Origin of the sequence: Actinomadura physcomitrii (genome assembly GCF_008923205.2) — a bacterium.
Taxonomy (GTDB): domain Bacteria; phylum Actinomycetota; class Actinomycetes; order Streptosporangiales; family Streptosporangiaceae; genus Spirillospora; species Spirillospora physcomitrii.
On sequence record NZ_WBMS02000005.1, the window covers coordinates 276264 to 296595 of the forward strand.

The 20332-nt window shown below is 74.1% G+C and carries 15 protein-coding genes; 13 read left to right on the forward strand and 2 right to left on the reverse strand.

Annotated elements, in window-relative coordinates:
* The first annotated feature begins 68 nt into the window (after positions 1-68).
* From F8568_RS08985 to F8568_RS09015, 7 genes are all read left to right on the forward strand, one after another.
* Positions 69-830, forward strand: a complete 762-nt coding sequence (locus F8568_RS08985; protein WP_151593022.1) for a DeoR/GlpR family DNA-binding transcription regulator — start codon at positions 69-71, stop codon at positions 828-830.
* The gene (locus F8568_RS08990) at positions 827-2203 is read left to right on the forward strand and encodes a 6-phospho-beta-glucosidase (RefSeq protein ID WP_151593023.1); all 1377 of its coding nucleotides are present in this window, start codon (positions 827-829) and stop codon (positions 2201-2203) included. Before F8568_RS08985 ends, F8568_RS08990 begins: the two co-directional genes overlap by 4 nt.
* 115 nt (positions 2204-2318) lie before the next feature.
* The gene (locus tag F8568_RS08995; protein WP_151593024.1) at positions 2319-3560 is read left to right on the forward strand and encodes a carbohydrate kinase family protein; all 1242 of its coding nucleotides are present in this window, start codon (positions 2319-2321) and stop codon (positions 3558-3560) included.
* Between the two features lie 91 nt (positions 3561-3651).
* Positions 3652-5007 carry an extracellular solute-binding protein gene (locus tag F8568_RS09000; protein WP_151593025.1) on the forward strand — a complete coding sequence of 452 codons (1356 nt, stop codon included), beginning with the start codon at positions 3652-3654 and terminating at the stop codon, positions 5005-5007.
* 134 nt (positions 5008-5141) lie between these two features.
* Positions 5142-6116, forward strand: coding sequence for a carbohydrate ABC transporter permease (locus F8568_RS09005; protein WP_151593026.1), 975 nt, complete (start codon positions 5142-5144; stop codon positions 6114-6116).
* Entirely contained in the window at positions 6113-6907 is a 795-nt protein-coding gene (locus F8568_RS09010) for a carbohydrate ABC transporter permease (RefSeq protein WP_151593027.1), read from the forward strand. The genes F8568_RS09005 and F8568_RS09010 overlap by 4 nt, the downstream gene beginning before the upstream one ends.
* A 49-nt stretch (positions 6908-6956) precedes the next feature.
* The gene (locus F8568_RS09015; RefSeq protein WP_160573549.1) at positions 6957-9653 is read left to right on the forward strand and encodes a sugar-binding protein; all 2697 of its coding nucleotides are present in this window, start codon (positions 6957-6959) and stop codon (positions 9651-9653) included.
* A gap of 108 nt (positions 9654-9761) precedes the next feature.
* Here the strand turns inward: F8568_RS09015 and F8568_RS09020 are convergent, their stop codons facing one another.
* Positions 9762-10499: a GntR family transcriptional regulator gene (locus F8568_RS09020; RefSeq protein ID WP_151593029.1), complete on the reverse strand. Its 738-nt coding sequence runs from the start codon at positions 10497-10499 to the stop codon at positions 9762-9764.
* 143 nt (positions 10500-10642) lie between these two features.
* On the opposite strand from F8568_RS09020, the gene F8568_RS09025 reads away from it, so the two are divergent.
* From F8568_RS09025 to F8568_RS09040, 4 genes are all read left to right on the forward strand, one after another.
* On the forward strand, positions 10643-11641 hold the full coding sequence (locus tag F8568_RS09025) for a Gfo/Idh/MocA family protein (protein WP_151593030.1): 999 nt from the start codon (positions 10643-10645) through the stop codon (positions 11639-11641).
* On the forward strand, positions 11638-12627 hold the full coding sequence (gene iolC / locus F8568_RS09030) for a 5-dehydro-2-deoxygluconokinase (protein WP_151593031.1): 990 nt from the start codon (positions 11638-11640) through the stop codon (positions 12625-12627). The genes F8568_RS09025 and iolC overlap by 4 nt, the downstream gene beginning before the upstream one ends.
* Positions 12628-12706: 79 nt before the next feature.
* Entirely contained in the window at positions 12707-13561 is an 855-nt protein-coding gene (gene iolB / locus F8568_RS09035; RefSeq protein WP_151593032.1) for a 5-deoxy-glucuronate isomerase, read from the forward strand.
* Between the two features lie 200 nt (positions 13562-13761).
* A complete protein-coding gene (locus F8568_RS09040) occupies positions 13762-15024 on the forward strand; it encodes a beta-ketoacyl-[acyl-carrier-protein] synthase family protein (protein ID WP_151593033.1) in 1263 nt (420 codons plus the stop codon).
* Between the two features lie 73 nt (positions 15025-15097).
* Here F8568_RS09040 and F8568_RS09045 read toward each other — a convergent pair whose 3' ends face one another.
* Complete coding sequence (locus F8568_RS09045; RefSeq protein ID WP_160573550.1) at positions 15098-16084, reverse strand: DUF3068 domain-containing protein; 987 nt, start codon at positions 16082-16084, stop codon at positions 15098-15100.
* 250 nt (positions 16085-16334) lie between these two features.
* Here F8568_RS09045 and nirB point away from each other — a divergent pair, with 250 nt between their 5' ends.
* Both nirB and F8568_RS09055 read left to right on the forward strand, forming a co-directional pair.
* Positions 16335-18839 carry a nitrite reductase large subunit NirB gene (gene nirB / locus F8568_RS09050; RefSeq protein ID WP_407924464.1) on the forward strand — a complete coding sequence of 835 codons (2505 nt, stop codon included), beginning with the start codon at positions 16335-16337 and terminating at the stop codon, positions 18837-18839.
* Positions 18836-20308, forward strand: a complete 1473-nt coding sequence (locus F8568_RS09055; RefSeq protein ID WP_328600786.1) for an FAD-dependent oxidoreductase — start codon at positions 18836-18838, stop codon at positions 20306-20308. Before nirB ends, F8568_RS09055 begins: the two co-directional genes overlap by 4 nt.
* Positions 20309-20332: the final 24 nt, after the last annotated feature.

Genomic DNA, 20332 nt, shown 5'->3' on the forward strand with positions numbered 1-20332 from the left:
TGACGGAGTTCGAGCAACTTTCCACCAGGTGATGACCGAAGTCGGTCATAGGTGCTACGTTCCCCTGCGTGACCTCGAGCAAGCGACGCGCGCAGATCGTGTCCTCGCTGCGCACGAAGGGGGCGGCCTCCGTCAGGGAACTGGCCGAGAGCCTTCAGGTGAGCGAGTCGACGATCCGCCGGGACCTGGACCTGTTGGACCGCAACGGGGAGCTGGTCCGCACCTACGGCGGCGCCGCGCTGACCCCGCGGGCGGCGGCCCCGGAGATCTCCTTCGCGGCGTCGGCCGAGCACGACAGCGCCGAGAAGGAGGCGGTGGCGGCGCGGGCCGCCGCCCTGGTCGAGGACGACATGGTCGTCGTGCTCGACATCGGCACGAGCACGCGGCTGCTCGCCCGGCACCTGCGCGGCCGCCCGGTCACCGTGATCACCGCGAACCTGGCCGTGCTGGACGAGCTGCGCGACGACGAGGCCGTCCGGCTGTGCCTGCTCGGCGGCGTGGTCCGGCGCAACTACCTGACGCTCGTCGGGTCGCTGACCGAGGCCGCGCTCCGCCAGGTCCGCGCCGACCTGGTGTTCCTCAGCTGCACCGGGGTGCGGCCGAACGGCCTCGTGGTGGACGACATGGAGGTCGAGACCCCGATCAAGCAGGCGATGATCGAGTCCGCCGACCGGGTCGCGCTCGTCGCCTCCGAGGCCAAGTTCCCCGGCACCGGCTCGCTGCGCGTGTGCTCCCTCGACCAGGTGGACGCGCTCGTCACCACGGCCGGGGCCGATCCGAAGACTCTCGAGCTCTGCCGGCAGGCGGGCGGGAAGGTGTTCATCGCATGAAGCTGGCCATTCTCGGCGGCGGCGGGTTCCGGGTGCCCTACGTGTACCAGGCCCTGCTGCGCGACCACGGCTCCCCGCGCATCGAGGAGGTCTGGCTGCAGGACTCCGACGCCGGCCGCCTCGACGGCATGGCGGCGGTGCTGGCCGCGCTCGCGGCGGAGAGCGGGGACGGGGCCGGCCCGGCGCCGAAGGTGTTCACCTCCACCGACCTGGACAGGGCCCTGGAGGGCGCCGACTTCGTCTTCGCCGCGATCCGCGTCGGCGGGCTCGCCGGGCGGGTCTGCGACGAGCGGGTGGCGCTGGACCTGGACGTGCTCGGGCAGGAGACCACCGGCCCCGGCGGCCTTGCCTACGGGCTGCGCACCATCCCGGTCATGCTCGACATCGCGCACCGGGTGAAGGCGCTCGCGCCGGACGCCTACGTCATCAACTTCACCAATCCCGCCGGGATGATCACCGAGGCGATGCAGTCGGTGCTCGGCGACCGGGTGCTCGGCATCTGCGACACCCCGTCCGGGCTCGGCACCCGGGCCGCCGCGGCGCTCGGCCTCGACCCGGCCCGCGTGCAGCTGGACTACGTCGGGCTCAACCACCTCGGCTGGATGCGCCGCATCCTGCACGACGGCGTGGACGTGCTGCCGCGGCTGCTCGCCGACGACGACCTGCTCGGCTCGCTGGAGGAAGGCGTGGTGTTCGGCCGCGACTGGCTCCGCGACCTCGGGATGATCCCGAACGAGTACCTGTACTACTACTACTTCAACCGCGAGGCGGTCCGTGCCACCCTCGACGCGCCGCAGACCCGCGGCGAGTTCCTGGCCGGGCAGCAGGCCGCGTTCTACGAGCGGATCGCCGCGGCGTCCGGCGGCGCTGCCATGGAGCTGTGGCGCGAGACCGTCGCGTCCCGCAGCGCGAGCTACATGGCCGAGATGAAGGGCGCCGCCACCGGGACCGAGCTGGCGGGCCACTCCGGCGTCGACCCGGTCGACGAGGGATACGCGGGCGTCGCGCTGAGCGTGATGGCCGCGATCAGCCGCAACGAGCCCGCCACGATGATCCTGAACGTCCGCAACGGGACGACCGTGGCGGCGCTGCCGGAGGACGCCGTGGTGGAGGTGCCGGTGCTGGTGGACTCCGGCGGCGTGCACCCGCTGGCGCTCGCGCAGCCCGACCTGCACCAGGCGGGCCTGATGCAGCAGGTCAAGGCGGTGGAGCGGCTGACGATCAGCGCCGCGCGGACCGGCTCGCGGGCCGAGGCCGCCAAGGCGTTCGCGCTGCACCCGCTGGTCGACTCGGTGTCGGTGGGGCGGCGGCTGCTGGACGGCTACGCCGCCCGCATCCCGGAGGTCGCGGCCGTGTTCGCGGGCGGGACGTGACGGGCCGCAGGCCGGCCGCGGCACCGCCGCCCGTTCCGGCCCGCACCCCACCCCGTTTTGTCCGGACATTCGGTCATCCTGGTCCCATCTCTGACGGCCCTCGTGAGGAGGCGCAATGACAGCAGGAACCCTGCGAGGGGCTCCGACCGCCGCCGGGCGCGACGAGGCCGCCGCGCCCGAGGGCGGGGCCGGGGCGCCCGGCCGGCCGCCCGAGCCGTCGCTCGCCGACCCGTGCGCCGAGCGCGGCGCGGTGACCGAGCGGCTGCTCGCCGCGCGCGCGGACGGCGGCGAGGGGCCGGCGCCCGACCTGGACGTGTTCCTGTCCGGCCAGGTCTTCATGGACATGATCTTCACCGGGCTGCCCGGGCTGCCGCCGCCCGGCACCGAGCTGTTCACCGACGGGCTCGGCTCGGCGCCCGGCGGCATCGCCAACATCGCGGTCGCGATGAGCCGGCTCGGGCTGCGGGTGGGGCTCGCCGCCCCGTTCGGCGACGACCTGTTCGGCGCCTACCTGTGGCGGACCCTCGCCGAGCAGGAGGGCGTGGACCTCGGCCACTCGCGCCGCGTCCCGGCCTGGCCGACGCCGGTCACGGTGTCGCTGGCCTACGACGCCGACCGCAGCATGGTCACCTACGCCAAGCCCGTCCCCGACATCGGCTCCGCCGACGGTTCCGCCGACGGCTCCTACGAGGAGGTGCTCGGGTCGGCGCCGCCGTCGGCGCGGGCCTGCTTCATCGACATCGAGCGGCCGGTGCCGGCCTGGGCGCGGGAGATGCGCGCCGCCGGGACCGCGGTCTTCGCCGACGTCGGCTGGGACGCCACCGAGACCTGGTCCAGCGAGGTGCTGGACCGGCTCGAGCACGTCGACGTGTTCCTGCCCAACGCGGTCGAGGCGATGGCCTACACCCGCACCGCCTCGCCCGAGGCCGCCGCCCGCGCCCTGTCGGAGCGGGTGCCGGTCGTGGTGGTCAAGCGCGGCGGCGCCGGCGCGATCGCCATCGACGCCCGCACCGGCGAGGTCGCCGAGACCGACGCGCTGCCCGTCCGGGCGCTGGACGCCACCGGCGCCGGCGACGTGTTCGGCGCCGGGTTCCTGTTCGGCACCCTCGCCGGGCTTCCGCTGGCGGAGCGGCTGAGGTTCGCCAACCTGTGCGCGGGCCTGTCGGTCCGGCACCGCAGCGGCTCGCTCGGCGCCCCCTGCTGGGGGGAGATCGCCGCGTTCGGCGAGTCCGGCGAGGTCCCCGAGGAGGTCCTGGAACCGTACGCGTTCGTCGTCGACTACATTCCCGACTCGGCGACCGACACCGTCGTGCGGGCCGAGCCGACGCTCCGCGACGACCTGCAGCACTCTCCCTGACGGACCGTCCCGCCCCCCGCCCCACCCCAGGACCCGTGCCGGCGCGGCCCCGCGCCGGCGCGGGGCAGCAGCACAGAAAGGAGCCGCAGGAATGCCGACGCTCACGAGACGGAGCACGGTCGCCGCGGCGGCGGCCCTGGTGACCGCGCTCGCCGCCGCCTGCGCGCCGGGCTCGTCGGATGACAAGCCGGCGAGCAAGGCGCCCGCGGCGGTCAGCACCGACGTCGCCAAGGCCGGCAACGTCACGCTCACCGTCTGGGACCAGGAGGTCCAGGGCGGGCTGAAGGAGCAGATCGAGAAGCTCAACGCCCAGTTCGAGGCCAAGTACCCGAACGTGAAGATCAAGCGGGTGTCGCGCTCCTTCAGCGACCTGCAGAAGACGCTGCGGCTCGCGCTGTCGGGCAGCAACCCGCCCGACGTCGTCGAGGCCAACCAGGGCTACGCGTCCATGGCGCAGTACGTCAAGGACGGCATGCTGCTGCCGCTCGGCGCCTACGACAAGGCCTACGGGTGGTCCAAGCGGTACCCGAAGGGCCTGCTGGACCTCAACAGCGTCACCAAGGACGGCAAGCTCATCGGCTCGGGCGACCTGTACGGCGTCTCGCTGAACGGCGAGATCGTCGGGCTCTACTACAACAAGGAGAAGCTCGCCAAGCTCGGCATCCAGCCGCCGAAGACCTGGGACGAGTTCGAGCAGGACCTCGCCGCCGCCAAGGGCAAGGGCGAGGTGCCGATCGCGTTCGGCAACCTGGAGAAGCTGCCCGCGATGCAGCTGTACGGCATCCTGCAGGACGCCGCGACCGGCAAGGACGCCGTCCGCAAGCTGGTGTTCGGCAGCGGCGGCTCCTGGACCGACGCCCCCAACGTGCAGGCCGCGCAGAAGCTCGCGGACTGGGCCAAGAAGGGCTACCTCACCAAGGACTCCAACTCGGTGAAGTGGGACGACACCCCGGTGAACTTCGCCAAGGGCGAGGGCGTGTTCATGTTCGGCGGCACCTGGTGGGCGCCGGACCTGAGCGACCGGATGAAGGACAAGGTCGGCTTCGCGCTGCCGCCCGCGCCGCAGGCGGGCCGGCCGGTGGCGACGATGGGCGGTGAGAGCCTGCCGTGGTCGATCACCTCCAAGTCCGAGCACGCCGATGTCGCCGCCGCCTACATCAACTTCATCACCTCGCCCGAGGCGATGAACGTGGCGGTGCAGGCCGGCAGCCTGCCCGTGCTGCCCGCCACCGCGCAGCCGGACAAGCCGCTGATGAAGGAGGTGTCGGCGGCCTGGGCCGAGCTCAGCAAGAACGACGGCACCACCCCCTACATCGACTACACGACCCCGACGTTCACCGACGCGTTCGGCGGTCCGCTGCAGGGCCTCGTCGCCGGCAAGATGTCCGCCCAGGAGGCCATGAAGGCGGCCCAGGACGACTACAGCGCCTTCCAGAAGAAGAAGTAGTGACGACCGGCCCGGCGTGACCGCCGGTCCCGCCGCCGCCCCGGGCACCCCGGAGCGGCGGCGGGGCACCGGCCGCCCCCGCGCGGAACGCGGCGGCGGCCCGCGCCGACGAGGTGACAGCGAGGAGCGCGCAGATGACGACCGTCGCGCGGCAGAAGACCCCCGAGCCGGGGCCCGAGGCGACCGGCTCGAGCAACGGGCGGCCCGCGGGGCGCCGGGCCAGGTCCCGGCCGCCGGGGGAGCCCCGCTCCGTCGGCTGGCTGTACGTGCTGCCGGCCCTGGCGGTGTACGGGGCGTTCCTGCTGTGGCCGCTGGTGCGCGGGGCGCAGTTCTCCCTCTACCACTGGGACGGCATCGGCCGGGCGACCTGGGCGGGGCTGTCCAACTACACCGCCACCTGGACCGACCCGACGCTGCGAGGCGCGTTCGGGCACCTGCTGGTGCTGATCGTGTTCTACGCGATCCTGCCGTGCTGCATCGCGTTCGTGCTGGTGGCCGTCATGTCCCGGACGAAGATCCGCGGCCTGACGTTCTTCCGCACCGTGCTGTTCATGCCGCAGGTCATCGCGATGGTCGCGGTCGCGGTGGCGTGGCAGTGGGTGTACTCCACGCACGGGCCCGTCAACACCGTCCTCGGCTGGCTGCACGACCTCGGGCTGCCCGACTGGCGGCACGGCTGGCTCGGCGACTTCACCTTCGCGCTGCCCGCCATCGGGCTCGTCGGCACCTGGGTGGAGATCGGCCTCGCGCTGGTGCTGTTCCTCGCCGGCGTGCAGAAGATCCCCCGGGAGCTGTACGAGGCGGCGCGGATCGACGGCGCCGGCGCGGTCCGGGAGTTCTTCACCGTCACCCTGCCGGGGCTGCGCCGCGAGCTGTCGGTCGCGCTGACGCTCACCACGATCATGGCGGTGCGCAACTTCGACCTCATCTACATGGCGACCTCGGGCGGCCCGGGCGACTCGACGAAGGTGCCCGCCTACGAGGTCTACAACCGCACGTTCAACACCGGCGAGGTCGGCCTCGGCTGCGCCATCGGCGTCACGCTGGCCGTGCTGGCGTTCGCGATCACCGCGGGCATCGGCCGCCTGGTCGAGGGGAAGGGCGAATGAGCAGGCGCTACGAGCGGATCCTCAACCACGCCGTGCTGGCGCTGTTCGCGGTGGTCGCCCTGTTCCCGATGATCGGCATCGTCGCGCAGGCGCTGAAGCTGCCCGGCAGCCTGTCGTTCGACACCTTCCGGGTCGCCTGGAACGAGGGCCACTTCGCCGGCTACCTGCGCAACAGCGTCATCGTCACCGCCGTCACGGTGGTGCTGGCGAGCGTATTCTCGATCATGTCCGGGTACGCGCTCGGCGTCATGCGCTTCCGCGGCGCGGGGGCGGTGTTCCTGCTGTTCCTGGCGGGCCTCACGATCCCCACCGAGGCCGTCGTCGTGCCGCTGTACTTCGACCTGCGCTCGGCCGGGCTGGACAACACCTACGCCGGGCTGATCCTGCCGCAGGTCGCCATGTCGGTCGCGTTCGGCACGTTCTGGATGCGCGCCTACTTCCGCAGCGTCCCCCCGTCGCTGATGGAGGCGGCCCGGATGGACGGCGCGTCGAGCTGGACGACCCTGTGGCGGGTGCTGGTGCCGATCGGCCGGCCCGCCATCCTCACCATGGTCGTGCTGATCACCATGTGGACCTGGAACGAGTTCCTGCTCCCGCTGGTGATCGTCAACTCCGACGAGGGGCTGCGCACCGCGCCGCTCGGGCTGTCGTTCTTCCAGGGCGCGCACAAGACCGACTACTCGCTGCTCATGGCGGGCGCGCTGATCATCGCCGCGCCCATCGTGATCGTCTATGTCTTCCTGCAACGGCGGTTCATTGCAGGGATGCTCTCGGGGGCCATCAAGGAGTAGGGAGTCCGGGGCCGCCCCCCAGCGGCCCCGCAATGGAACAGGAGAGTTCATGCGAAGACTCGCCCTACCCGCCGTCCTGTCCGCCGCGCTGGCGGGCTCGGCCATCGCGCTGGCCGGCCAGCCCGCGCAGGCGCGGACGGCACCGTCCGACCGCACGGCACCGGCAGAGCGGGGCCGGCTGGACGTGCTGTTCGTCGGGGCGCACCCCGACGACGAGTCCGGCACCCTGTCGACCCTGGGCCAGTGGAACGAGTTCGACAAGGCCAGGACCGGCGTGCTGACCGTCACCCGCGGCGAGGGCGGCGGCAACGCCGCGGGGACCGAGGAGGGCCCGGCGCTCGGCCTGCTCCGCGAGGACGAGGAGCGCCGCGCGGTCGGCAAGGCGGGCGTCACCGACGTCCACAACCTCGACAAGGTCGACTTCTACTACACGGTGAGCGCCCCTCTCACCGAGGACACCTGGGGCCACGACGACGCCCTGGCGAAGGTCGTGCGGATCGTCCGCGAGACCCGGCCCAAGGTGATCGTGACGATGAACCCGGCGCCGCTGCCCGGCCAGCACGGCAACCACCAGGAGGCCGCGCGGCTGGCGACCGAGGCGTACTACGCCGCCGCCGACCCCAAGGCGTTCCCCACCCAGCTGAGCAAGGAGGGCCTGAAGACCTGGGCGCCGGGACGGCTGTTCCAGGGCGGCGGGGCGACCGGCCCGACCGGGCAGGAGTGCGCCGCCAAGGTCACCCCCGACACGCCGGCGTCGGTGGCGTACGGGGTTTGGGGCGGCCGCGCGTCGGCCCGCAACGGCGGCAAGACGTGGGCGCAGGTCGAGCGGGAGGCGCAGCGGCTGTACGTCAGCCAGGGCTGGGCCGGGTTCCCGGACGCGCCGTCCGACCCGTCGAAGATCGGCTGCGACTACCTCACGCAGATCGCGAGCCGCGTGCCGTTCACGCTCGGCAACACCGACCCGTCGGCGCCGCTGGAGGGCGCGGTGACGCCCGGCAAGGGCGGCCTGCCGCTCGGCACGCAGTTCTACCTGACGACGGCGTCGTACGGGGTGACGCCCGGCGCGGCGTTCAAGGTGACGGCGCACGCGAGCGCGCCGAAGCAGCTGAAGAACGCGCGGGCGGCGCTGTCCGTGCCGTCCGGATGGAACGTGACAGGCAGCGGTGACCTGGGCAAAGTCGGATCCAGTGAGCGGACCGCGACGTTCACCGTGACGCCGCCCGCGGGCGCCTCCGTGGGCCGCGCGCGGATCGCCGCGACGCTGGCGTCCGGCCGCGCCACCGGCCAGACCGCCACGATGGTGAACGTCCAGCCGCCCGTCACCGGGCAGCAGCAGCCGCTGCCCCGCGTCGACGACTTCGACACCTGGGCCGCCAAGACCGGCGTGCCCGCGCTCATCGGGCAGATGAAGCGCGTGCTGACGGTCGGATCGGGCAAGTCCCGCGACGTGCGGGTGGACCTGGTGAACACCACCTCGTCCGCGCAGTCCGGCACGGTCAAGCTCGACCTGCCGAAGGGCTTCTCCGCCGACGCCGCGTCCAAGCCGTACACGCTCGCGGCCGGCGCCAAGGGCACGGCGACCTTCACGGTCACCGACACCGACGCCTCGCTGCCGACCTCGAACGAGGGCGGCTCCGGCGGCGACTACGACTACACCATCACCACCACCCCGTCGTCCGGCCCGGCCGACGTGGAGCAGGCGGCGCTGGAGCTGGTCCCCGTCGCCGAGATCCCCAAGGCGTCCGCCGCGCCGAAGATCGACGGCAAGGAGGAGGCCGGCGAGTACGCCGGCGCCGAGCTGAACCTGTCGCGGGTGTGGGAGGGCGACGCCTGCGCGTCGGCCGCCGACTGCTCGGCGACCGGCAAGGTCACCTGGACCGACGACGCGCTGAACGTGCTGGTCAAGGTCCGCGACGACAAGCAGGGCACGGTTCTCGGCGCCGACGACTGCAAGCGGCACTGGCGCACCGACTCGGTCGAGATCGGGATCGACCCGCGCGGCGACTCCGAGAACACCTCGACCACCTTCAAGACCGGCATCTTCCCGCAGATGGCGGACGGCAAGCCGTGCTTCGAGCGCGACGCCGACGCCCACCAGGGCGGCGCCGACGCCGCGCCCGGCATGCAGGTGGCAGCCACGGTGAACCAGCCCTACGACGGCTACACCATCGAGGCGAAGATCCCGTTCAAGGACCTGCCGACCGCCGTGGACCCGGCGCGGATGGGCCTGAACGTGTTCGTCTACGACTCCGACACCCAGGACAAGACCGGCCAGACCCGGATCGGCTGGTCGACCTGGGGCGGCGTGCAGGGCGACCCGTACCGGTGGGGTCAGACGACCCTGCCCGGCTACACTCCGGACCCTGGCCTGCCGACCACCCCGCCCGCGCCGGTGATGCCGACCGACGCGGCGGCCTCGGTGAACTCGCCCGAGTCGATCGAGCAGGCCGTCCGCACCGGGATCGCGCTCGCGGGCGGCACGGCCGCGCCGCGCTCCGACAGCGCGCGCATCACCGGCGCGCCGAAGGTGTCCGGCGGCTCGACGACCTTCCGGCTGCGGGCGACCGGTCCCGGCACCGCGCACGTGACGGTCTGGGACGGCAAGGTGCTCGGCACGAAGACCGTCGAGGTGAAGCGCGCCGGTGCGCAGTCCGTGACCGTCCCGGGTGCGAGCGGTCTGCTCGCCGTCGCGTTCGAGGCGGAGAAGGGGGGCACGGCGAGCAGCATCGCCCGGCTGAGCCGGTGAGCGGCGCCGCCGCGCCGGGCCCGCGCCCGGCGCGGCGGCCTCCCGCCTAGCGCGGCGGCCTCCCGCCTAGCGCGGCGGCCTCCCGCCGGCGCGCGGCCGGCGGGAGGGTCAGCGGCCCACGAGCGTGTGGGAGAAGGAGTACCGGTCGGCCCGGTAGACGTGGTCGCCGTACTCGACGGCGGTGCCGTTGTCGTCGAAGGCGGTGCGGGTCATGGTGAGAAGCGGGGTGCCGCTCCGCTCGTCCAGCAGCCGCGCCTCCGCGGCGGTCGCGGCGCGCGCCCCGATCGTCTGGTGCGCGATCCGCAGGTTGACCCCGGCCGCGCGCAGGGTCTCGTACAGGCCGTGCTCGGCGAGGTGCTCGGCGGTGACGTCGATCAGCCCGGCGGGCAGCACATTGGTGAGCAGCGCCAGCGGCTCGCCGCCGGTGAGCCGCAGCCGACGCAGCCGCAGCACCTCGGTGCCGGGCGGGACGCCGAGCCGCTCGGCGGCCTCGTCGCCGGCCGGCGCGGGCCCGAACTCCAGCACCCGGGTGCGCGGCTCGGCGCCCGCCGCGGCGAGGTCGTCGTGCAGGCTGGTCAGCTCGATCGGCCGCCGCACCTGCGCCTGGACGACCTGGGTGCCGACGCCGCGCTTGCGGACGAGGAGCCCCTTGTCGACCAGGTGCTGGATCGCCTGCCGGACGGTCGGCCGGGACAGCCGGTACCGGGCGGCGAGGTCGAGCTCGTTGTCCAGCCGGGCGCCCGGCGGCAGCTCGCCGGACCGGATGGCCGCCTCGAGCTGCTGGGCGACCTGGAAGTACAGCGGCACCGGGCTGCCGCGGTCCAGCGTGACCGTCGGTCCGTGCACGCGGGCCTCCTTTCGCGGGTCGGGAGGCAGCCTAGTCCACCGGCCGTCTGGAGATAATTAAGACATCATGTCAGGACATAATGTTGACAGCTCTTGGAGCGTTCCATGAGACTCGGTCCGGATTCACGGCCGGAAGGGGTGCGATGAGGATCGGGCTCGCTGGAGCGGGACGGATCGGGACCGCGCACGCGCGGACGCTGCGCACGCTGCCCGGGGTCGCGGAGGTCGTCGTCGCCGACGCCGACCCGCGCCGGGCGCGGGAGGCGGCCGCCGGGCTCGGCGTCCAGGCCGCCGCCGACGTCGGCGCGCTGTTCACCGCGGGGCTGGACGCGCTGGTCGTCGCCGCGCCGACGGACGCGCACGCCGGCCTGGTGATGCGCGCCGTCGAGGCGGGGACGCCGGTGTTCGTGGAGAAGCCCGTCGCCCCCGACCTGGCCGGGACGATCGAGGTCCTGGCCGCGGTGCGCGGCGCGGGGGTGCCCGTGCAGGTGGGCTTCCAGCGCCGCTTCGACCCCGGCCACGCCGCGGCGCGCGACGCGGTGCGCTCGGGCCGGCTCGGCTGGGTGCACACCGTCCGCTCCTGCACGCTGGACCCGGTGCCGCCGCCGGACGACTACATCCCCGGCTCCGGCGGGCTGTTCCGCGACTGCTCGGTGCACGATTTCGACGCCGTCCGGTTCGTCACCGGCCGCGAGGTGACCGAGGCGACCGCGACCGGCGCCAACCGCGGCTCGGCCGCCTTCGCCGAGGCCGGCGACGTCGACACCGGCGCGGCGACGCTGACGCTGGACGACGGGACGCTCGCGCTGGTGTCCGCGACCCGCTACAACGCGGCCGGCTACGACGTGCGGCTGGAGGTCCTCGGGTCGCTGGACGGGGTCGTCGCCGGGCTGGACGACGGGACGCCGCTGTCCCCGGCCGCCGGGGGCATCCGCCCGGCCGGGCCCGCGCACACCGGGTTCCTGGAGCGGTTCGCCGACGCCTACGCCGCCGAACTGGCGGCGTTCGCCCGGATGGTCGCCGACGGCACGGCCAGCCCGTGCCCGCCCGAGGAGGGCCTCGAGGCGCTCTATATCGCGGAGGCGTGCGAGATCTCCCGCCGCGAGCGCCGCACCGTCGCGATCGAGGAGGTCCGCCGATGACGCCCGCGCCCGAGACCGGAGCGCCCCACGACCTGATCACGATGGGCCGGGTGAGCGTCGACGTCTACCCGCAGCAGATCGGGGTCCCGCTGGAGGACGTCGAGACGTTCGGCAAGTACCTCGGGGGCAGCCCCACGAACGTGGCGGTCGCCGCCGCCCGGTACGGGCACCGCACGGCGGTCGTCACCCGCACCGGCGCCGACCCGTTCGGGCGGTTCGTCCGCGCTGCGCTCAAGGGTTACGGCGTGGACGACCGGTTCGTCACCGAGGTGCCGGGCCTGCCGACGCCCCTGGCGTTCTGCGAGATCTTCCCGCCGGACGACTTCCCGCTGTACTTCTACCGGTACCCGAAGGCGCCCGACATGCAGATCCGCGCCGCCGAGCTGGACCTGGACGCGATCGCCGCCGCCCGGATCTTCTGGGCGACGGTCACCGGGCTGTCGCAGGAGCCGAGCCGCGCGGCGACGGTCGCCGCGCTCGCCGCGCACCCCGGCACCACCGTCCTCGACCTGGACTACCGGCCGATGTTCTGGGAGTCGCCGGACGCGGCCCGCGCGCGGGTGCGCGAGGCGCTGCGGCACGCGACCGTCGCGGTCGGCAACCTCGAGGAGTGCGAGGTCGCCGTCGGCGAGCGCGAGCCGCGCGCCGCCGCCCGCGCCCTGCTGGACCTCGGCGTGTCGGTCGCCGTCGTCAAGCAGGGCCCGCGCGGCGTCCTCGCCGCGTCCGCGGACGGCGCCGTCGAGGTCCCGCCGACGCCGGTCGAGGTGGTCAACGGGCTCGGCGCCGGGGACGCGTTCGGCGGCGCGCTCTGCCACGGGCTGCTGCGCGGCTGGGACCTGGAGCGGACCGTGCGGTTCGCCGGCGCCGCCGGGGCGATCGTCGCGTCCCGGCGGGCCTGCGCCGACGCCATGCCGACCGCCGGCGAGGTCGAGCGGCTGCTCACCGCCCGGCGCGCGCCGGGCTCCGGCGAGGAGGCCACCGCGTGAGCACGGGAATGTTCGCCGAACGCCGCGCCGCCCCCGCCGGGATCGTGGCGGCGCCGTGCACACCTGCGAGGAGGACGCGATGACCGATGTGGACATCGCTCCGGCGGACGCCGGATGGGCCTACTCGGGCCTGCGCGTCCTGACGCTCGGCCCCGGTGAGGAGGCGACCGTCGAGACGGGGGACGCCGAGACGCTCGTGCTGCCGCTCGCCGGGTCGTTCCGCGCCGCCGTCACCATCCCGGGCGAGGACGAGGTGACGTTCGACCTGCGAGGGCGCGCCGACGTCTTCTCCCGCGTCACCGACTTCGCCTACGCGCCGCGCGACGCCGCGGTGGCCGTGTCGTCGCGGGACGGCGGCCGGTTCGCGCTGCCGTCCGCCCGCTGCGAGCGCCGGCTGCCGCCGCGCTACGGCCCCGCCGAGCGGGTGCCGGTCGAGCTGCGCGGCGCCGGATCGGCGAGCCGCCAGGTGAACAACTTCTGCACCCCGGACGCGTTCGAGGCCGACCGGCTCATCGCCTGCGAGGTGCTGACCCCCGGCGGTAACTGGTCGTCCTACCCGCCGCACAAGCACGACGAGCCGACGCCCACCGAATCGGTGCTCGAGGAGATCTACTACTTCGAGGTCGCGGACGGTCCCGGCGGCCGTCCCGGCATGGGCTACCAGCGGGTGTACGGGACCGCGGACCGCCCGATCGACGTGCTGGAGGAGGTCCGGACCGGCGACGTCGTGCTGATCCCGCACGGCTGGCACGGGCCCTCGATGGCGGTGCCCGGCTACGACCTGTACTACCTGAACGTGATGGCGGGCCCGGGGGAGGAGCGGGCCTGGCGGATCTGCGACGACCCGGCGCACGCATGGGTCCGCGACGGTTGGGCCGGCCTGGCCGCCGACCCGCGCCTGCCCATGACGTCGGCCGCGGGCCGCGAACGCTGAGCCGGCCGTGCCCGGGCCCTCGCCGGGAGCGCGGGGCGCCGGCGCCCCTTCATCCGCGCCGCGGTAAAGGCGTTTCCGGAGTTCTCGCGTGGTGGTGACAAAAACACCCGCCGGAAATGTGCCCGCAGAGGCAAGTGGCGGCGCGCGGGCGGCCGCTAGCGTCCAATCCCTGCGTTTCCGAGACGACCGCGAGGTGACGGATGGCGACTGCGCGCCGGGCCGACGGAACTCCCCGGGTGGTGGTCACCGGGTTCGGCGTGAAGAGCCCGGCGGGCGGCACCCCGGACGAGGTCGTCGCCGCCGTCTTCTCCGGGAAGTCGCAGGCCGTCCACGTCCAGCAGCTGCTCGAGGCGGGGACGGCCGTCTCCTACGGATGCCCCGCGCAGCCGTTCGAGGAGGAGTGCTACTTCACCCGCCCCGAGATGCGGCGGCTCGACCGCATGACGCGCCTCGGCGTCGCCGCCGCCGAGGACGCGCTCGCCGACGCCGCCCTGGGCGGCCCGGACGCCCCCGCGCCCTGGCGGCGCGGCGTGTACGTGGGGACGGCCGCCGCGAACCTCGCCTCGGTGGTCGCGCTCGGCGGGCACGAGCACGCCGGCACCCTGCACCGCGTCCCGGTCCCCACCGTCCCGATGGTCATGCCGAACGCGACCGCCGCGAACATCTCGATCCGGCACGGGTTCGAGGGCCCGTGCCCGACGTACTCGACCGGCTGCGCCAGCGGCGCCACCGCGATCGGCGAGGCCGCCCTCGCGATCCGCGCCGGCCGGATCGACGCGGCCGTGGCGGGCGGTGTCGACGCGGTCCTCACGCCGTTCGTGATGGCGGCGTTCGCGCGCATCGGCACGCTCGCCCGCCGCGACGACGCGCCGCACACCGCGAGCCGCCCGTTCGACGCGGACCGGGACGGGTTCGTCGTCGGCGAGGCCGCCGCGTTCCTGGTGCTGGAGCGCGCCGACCGCGCGGCCGCCCGCGGTGCCCGCGTGCACGGCGAGATCGCCGGGTACGCGGCCGCGAGCGACGCCGCGCACATCGTCGCGCCGCGCAAGGACGGCCGCGTCGCCGCCCGCTGCATGGCCGCGGCCCTCGCCGACGCGCGGCTCGGCCCGCGCGACGTCGGGCACGTCTCGGCGCACGCCACCGGGACGCGCAGCAACGACGGCGCCGAGGCCCTGGCGATCGACCGCTGCTTCGGCGGCGACGCCCCGCCCGTCACCGCGACCAAGGGCGTGACCGGCCACATCCTGGGCGCGGGCGGCGCCCTGGAGGCGATCGTCGCGCTGCGCTGCGCCGCCGCCGGGCTCGTCCCGCCGACGGCGAACTTCGCCGGTCCGGACGAGGAGACCGGGCTGATCGACGTCGTCCACGGCGAGGCGCGCGCGATCCCCGCGGCGGCGCCGGTGCTGTCGAACTCGTTCGGGTTCGGCGGCCACGACGCCGCGCTCGTCCTCACCCCCGCCTGAGCGCCGCCTGCGGCAGCCGCCGCCCACAGGTCCGGTCCGGGCGTCCCGAAGGGCGTACCCCTAAATCAGGGACTCAACGGGCGGATCCGCGGGTGGCGGCGAGCGGCTCGCCGCGCTGCCGGCCGCCCGGCGACCGCCGCCGCCCCGCCCCGCCGACCACGGCCCCGGCCGCCAGCAGGACCGCGCCGACCGCCGCCGCGCCGACCGGGACGGCGATCCGCAGCAGGTCGATCTTCGACGCGCCGTCCGCCGACTTCGCCCGCAGCGATCTCTGCGACTCCGGCGTCATCCGCAGGTCCATCCGCCCCACGACGAGGCGGCCCGGGCCGCTCTTCGGCCGCAGGGTGGACAGCACCTTCTGCTCCTGGTCGATCGGGTTGCCGGTGCGCGGGTCCACCCAGTACGTCGCGTCCGCCTGGTAGTAGCGGTCGACCGGGACCGCGGGGCCGCCCTTGGCGCGCCCGAGCAGCTCGCCCGGCACGTCCGGCAGGGCCTTCCCCGCCACCTTGGTGTCCGGGATGTGCTGGACGAACCGCCAGGCGACGATGCCGTGCACCCGCTCCGTGCCGGCGTAGACCGCCGGCCAGGCCCGCCGCGTCGCCGGGTCGTACACCGGCTTGGCCTTCTTGGTGGCGTGCACCGGCCAGAACAGCCCGAGCCCCGTCTGCCGCGCGGACACGTCGCCGTCCACCGAGGCGCCGCAGCAGGCCGTGAGCCGCCCGGTGCGGCGGTCGAAGGCGACCCGCTGGTTCTGGACCTCGATCGTGGTGCCGCGCGCGACGTCCTGGATCACCGTCGCCGAGTCCCAGACGGCGACGTCGCCGTGCGAGGACGTCACGTCGCCGCGGACGGTGTTGGTGGCGACCACGGTCGCGCCGGTGACCTGCTTGACGGACGCGGCGTCGAAATAGGTGGCATTGTCGGCGCGCAGCCGCGTGACCTGGTAGACGTCGGTCGGCGCGGCGATCAGCCGAGGGGTGACGTAGAAGCGGACCAGCACGGCGGTGATCAGGAGGAACGCGCCCAGACCCGTGAGCACCATGCCGATGACGTTGCGCAATGCCGCCTCCTCGTCGTTTCCGGCTCCCGCGTCCCCGATCACCGGGCGCGCGCCCGGTCCGCACATCGTCCGCCAAGAAGGCGGCGAAATGAATGCGTACGCCGTGGGAAATCGAAATTCTGTGCGGTCGCCCAGTGCCGCACAGTGCCGCCCGCGCCCGCCGGACCCGCGCCGCGGGTGTGAGCGCCAGTTAACGCGGGGGTGACGTTCGGGACCCATACGGGAAATAAGGCTCTCCGAGGATCAAGGCATGGAAGCCCGCAACGAACCGGACATGCACCTGGTCGTGGTCGGCCACGGACCGGCCTCGCACCGCCTGGTGGAGGCCCTGCGCGAGCGCGACGCCGCCGGGACGTGGACGGTCACCGTCATCGGCGAGGAGCCGCGCACCGCCTACGACCGGGTGGCGCTGACCACCCACCTGGAGGGCGCCGACCTCGCCTACCCGGCGCACGGCGGCGAGGTCGCCGTCGTCACCGGCGAGCAGGTCACCGCGATCGACCGCGCCGCCCGCACCGTGGCGACCTCGGCCGGACGCACCGTCCGCTACGACGCGCTGGTGCTGGCCACCGGGTCGGCGCCGTTCGTGCCGCCGGTGCAGGGCCGGGACCTGCCCGGCGTGTTCGTCTACCGCACCATCGACGACCTGGACGCGATCCGCGAGTACGCGAAGGGCCGGGCGACCGGCGCCGTGGTCGGCGGGGGCCTGCTCGGCCTGGAGGCCGCCCGCGCCATCCAGGGGCTCGGGCTGCGCAGCGGCGTCGTGGAGGTCGCGCCGTGGCTGATGCCGCGCCAGCTCGACGAGGGCGGCGGCGCGATGCTGCGCCGCCACATCGAGGCCCTCGGCATGGCCGTGCACGCCGGGGAGCCGATGGAGCGGCTCGAGGCGGGCGCGGGCGGCGCCGTCGCGGGCATCGCGCTCGCCGGCGGGCGGCGGATCGACGCCGAGGTCGTGGTGTTCTCCGCCGGCATCCGGCCGCGCGACGAGCTGGCCCGCGGCTGCGGGCTGCAGGTGGGGGAGCGCGGCGGGATCGTCGTCGACGCGTCCTGCCGCACCGAGGACCCGGCGATCTGGGCGATCGGCGAGTGCGCGCTCGTGGACGGGACGGTGTACGGGCTGGTCGGGCCCTGCTTCTCGATGGCGGAGGTGGTCGCGGACCGGCTGCTCAACCCGGACAGCACCGCGGCGTTCGAGGGCGCCGACATGTCCACGAAGCTGAAGCTGATGGGCGTGGACGTCGCCAGCTTCGGCGACCCGTTCGCCGGCCCGGACCAGGGCGCGCTCGGCGTCACCTACACCGACCCGGTCGCCGGCGTCTACAAGAAGCTCGTGGTCAGCGACGACGCGAAGACCCTGCTCGGCGGTGTGCTGGTCGGCGACGCCGAGTCCTACGGGACGCTGCGCGCCTACGTCGGCGGGAACCTGCCCGGCGCCCCCGAGCAGATGCTGTTCGGCGGGACGGAGGCCGCGGGCGGCGACCTGCCGGGCGCGACCGTCATCTGCTCCTGCAACAACGTCACCGCCGAGACGATCCGCGGCGCGATCGCGGCGGAGTCGCTCACCGACGTGGCCGCGGTCAAGGGCTGCACGAAGGCCGGGACGAGCTGCGGCAGCTGCGTTCCGCTGGTGAAGAAGATCCTGGACGCCGAGCTGACCGCCGCCGGCATCGAGGTCAGCAAGGCGATCTGCGAGCACTTCGACTACAGCCGCGCGGAGCTGTTCGACATCATCCGGGGCGGGCGGGTCACCAGCTTCACCCAGCTCGTCCAGGAGCACGGCCGCGGCCGGGGCTGCGACATCTGCAAGCCCGCCGTCGCGTCCATCCTCGCCAGCCTCGGCAACGGGCACATCCTGGAGGGCGAGCAGGCCGCGCTGCAGGACACCAACGACCACTTCCTGGCCAACCTGCAGAAGAACGGCACGTACTCGGTCGTGCCGCGGGTCCCCGGCGGCGAGATCACCCCGGAGAAGCTGATCGTGATCGGCGAGGTGGCCCGCGACTTCGGCCTCTACACCAAGATCACCGGCGGGCAGCGGATCGACCTGTTCGGCGCCCGCGTCGAGCAGCTCCCGGAGATCTGGAGGCGGCTCGTCGACGCCGGGTTCGAGTCCGGGCACGCCTACGGCAAGGCGCTGCGGACGGTGAAGTCGTGCGTCGGCTCCACCTGGTGCCGCTACGGCGTGCAGGACTCGGTCGCGATGGCGATCCGGCTGGAGCTGCGGTACCGGGGGCTGCGCGCCCCGCACAAGCTGAAGTCGGCGGTGTCGGGCTGCGCCCGCGAGTGCGCGGAGGCGCAGAGCAAGGACTTCGGCGTCATCGCCACCGAGAACGGCTGGAACCTCTACCTCGCCGGCAACGGCGGCATGCGGCCACGGCACGCCGACCTGTTCGCCTCCGACCTGTCCGACGAGGAGCTGATCCGCACCATCGACCGGTTCCTGATGTTCTACATCCGCACCGCCGACCGGCTGCAGCGCACCGCGAGCTGGCTGGAGGCCCTCGACGGCGGCGTCGGCTACCTGCGCGAGGTGATCGTGGACGACCGGCTCGGCATCTGCGCCGAGCTGGACGCCGCGATGGAGCGGCACGTGGCCGCCTACTCCGACGAGTGGCGCGACACCCTCGACGACCCCGACCGGCTCCGCCGGTTCGTCTCGTTCGTCAACGCGCCGCAGACCCCCGACCCGAGCATCGAGTTCGAGGTCGAGCGCGAGCAGATCAAGCCCGTGCTCCTGCCGCTGGAGGTCAGGTGAACCGCGAACGGATCGTCGTCGTCGGGAACGGGATGGCCGGGGCCCGGTTCGTCAGCGAGCTGCGCTCCCGCGACCCCGGCGTGCCCGTCACGGTGTTCGGCGCCGAGACGCAGCGGCCCTACAACCGGGTGCTGCTGTCGAACGTCCTCGCCGGGAAGACCAGGCCGGACCACATCAGCCTGGTCGACGCGGCCTGGTACGCCTCGCACGGGGTGGACGCCCGGCTCGGCGTGGAGGTCGTCCGCGTCGACCGGGAGGCGCGCGCCGTGCACGCCTCCGACGGCACCGTCACCCGCTACGGCACGCTCGTGCTGGCGACCGGCAGCACCGCGTTCGTCCCGCCGATGCCGGGCCTGCGGGACGGGCTGCCCGTCGGGGCGCTGGTGTTCCGCACGCTCGACGACTGCCGCCGGATCTCCGAGCTGGCCGAGTCGGCGAAGCGCGCGGTCGTGGTCGGCGGCGGGCTGCTCGGCATCGAGGCGGCGCGCGGGCTGATGGGCCGCGGGCTGGAGGTGACGGTCCTGCACCTTGCCGGGCACCTGATGGAGCGGCAGCTCGACCCCGCCGCGGGCAAGGTGCTGGCGCGGACGCTCGCGAGCCTCGGCATCGGCACCCGCCTGCAGGCGAACGTCGCCGGGCTGCGCACCACCGGCACCGGCGGCGACCGCACGGTCACCGGCGTCGAGCTGGCGCTGCCGGACGGGGGCAGGGAGGTCCTGGACACCGATCTGGTCATCCTGTCGTGCGGCGTGCGGCCCGAGGTGTCGCTGGCCCGCGACGCCGGCCTGGCGATCGGCCGGGCGGTGGTCGTCGACGACGAGCTGCGCTCGGTCACCGACCCGTCCGTCCGCGCGATCGGAGAGTGCTCGGAGCACCGCGACGAGGTGTACGGACTCGTCGCGCCCGCGTGGGAGCAGGCGGCCGTGCTGGCCGGGCTGCTCGCCGGCACCGACCCGGCCGCGCGCTTCACCGGCGCCCGGCAGATCACCCGGCTGAAGGCGGCGGGCATCGAGCTGGCGTCGATGGGGGAGACGCACTTCGGCGACGACGACGACGGCGTGGAGGTCGTCCGGTTCACCGACGCGGCGCGCGGCACCTACAAGAAGGCGGTGATCCGGGACGGCCGGCTGATCGGCGCGATCCTGCTCGGCGAGACGTCCGCGGCCGGGACGCTCACCCAGCTCTACGACCGGGCCTCGCCGCTGCCGTCCGAGCGCCTCGACCTGCTGTTCCCGGGGCTCGGCGGCGCTCCGGAGGCGGCGTCGCCGGTGCGGATGCCGGACGCGGCGACGGTCTGCAACTGCAACAACGTCAGCAAGGGGCAGATCCGCGCCTGCTGGCAGGACGGCGCCCGCACCGCCGACGAGGTCTCCCGGCGGACCCGCGCGGGCACCGGCTGCGGGAGCTGCCGCGACGCGCTGGAGGGGATCGTCTCCTGGCTCGACGAGCAGGAGTCGGTGGACGCCTAGGCGGACGCGCCGGGACCGGCCGGT

Coding starts and splice junctions, on each gene's coding strand:
- F8568_RS08990 (WP_151593023.1), top strand. CDS start 827: ATGAAGCTGGCCATTCTCGGCGGCGGCGGGTTCCGGGTGCCCTACGTG.
- F8568_RS08995 (WP_151593024.1), top strand. CDS start 2,319: ATGACAGCAGGAACCCTGCGAGGGGCTCCGACCGCCGCCGGGCGCGAC.
- F8568_RS09000 (WP_151593025.1), top strand. CDS start 3,652: ATGCCGACGCTCACGAGACGGAGCACGGTCGCCGCGGCGGCGGCCCTG.
- F8568_RS09005 (WP_151593026.1), top strand. CDS start 5,142: ATGACGACCGTCGCGCGGCAGAAGACCCCCGAGCCGGGGCCCGAGGCG.
- F8568_RS09010 (WP_151593027.1), top strand. CDS start 6,113: ATGAGCAGGCGCTACGAGCGGATCCTCAACCACGCCGTGCTGGCGCTG.
- F8568_RS09015 (WP_160573549.1), top strand. CDS start 6,957: ATGCGAAGACTCGCCCTACCCGCCGTCCTGTCCGCCGCGCTGGCGGGC.
- F8568_RS09025 (WP_151593030.1), top strand. CDS start 10,643: ATGAGGATCGGGCTCGCTGGAGCGGGACGGATCGGGACCGCGCACGCG.
- iolC (WP_151593031.1), top strand. CDS start 11,638: ATGACGCCCGCGCCCGAGACCGGAGCGCCCCACGACCTGATCACGATG.
- iolB (WP_151593032.1), top strand. CDS start 12,707: ATGACCGATGTGGACATCGCTCCGGCGGACGCCGGATGGGCCTACTCG.
- F8568_RS09040 (WP_151593033.1), top strand. CDS start 13,762: ATGGCGACTGCGCGCCGGGCCGACGGAACTCCCCGGGTGGTGGTCACC.
- nirB (WP_407924464.1), top strand. CDS start 16,335: ATGGAAGCCCGCAACGAACCGGACATGCACCTGGTCGTGGTCGGCCAC.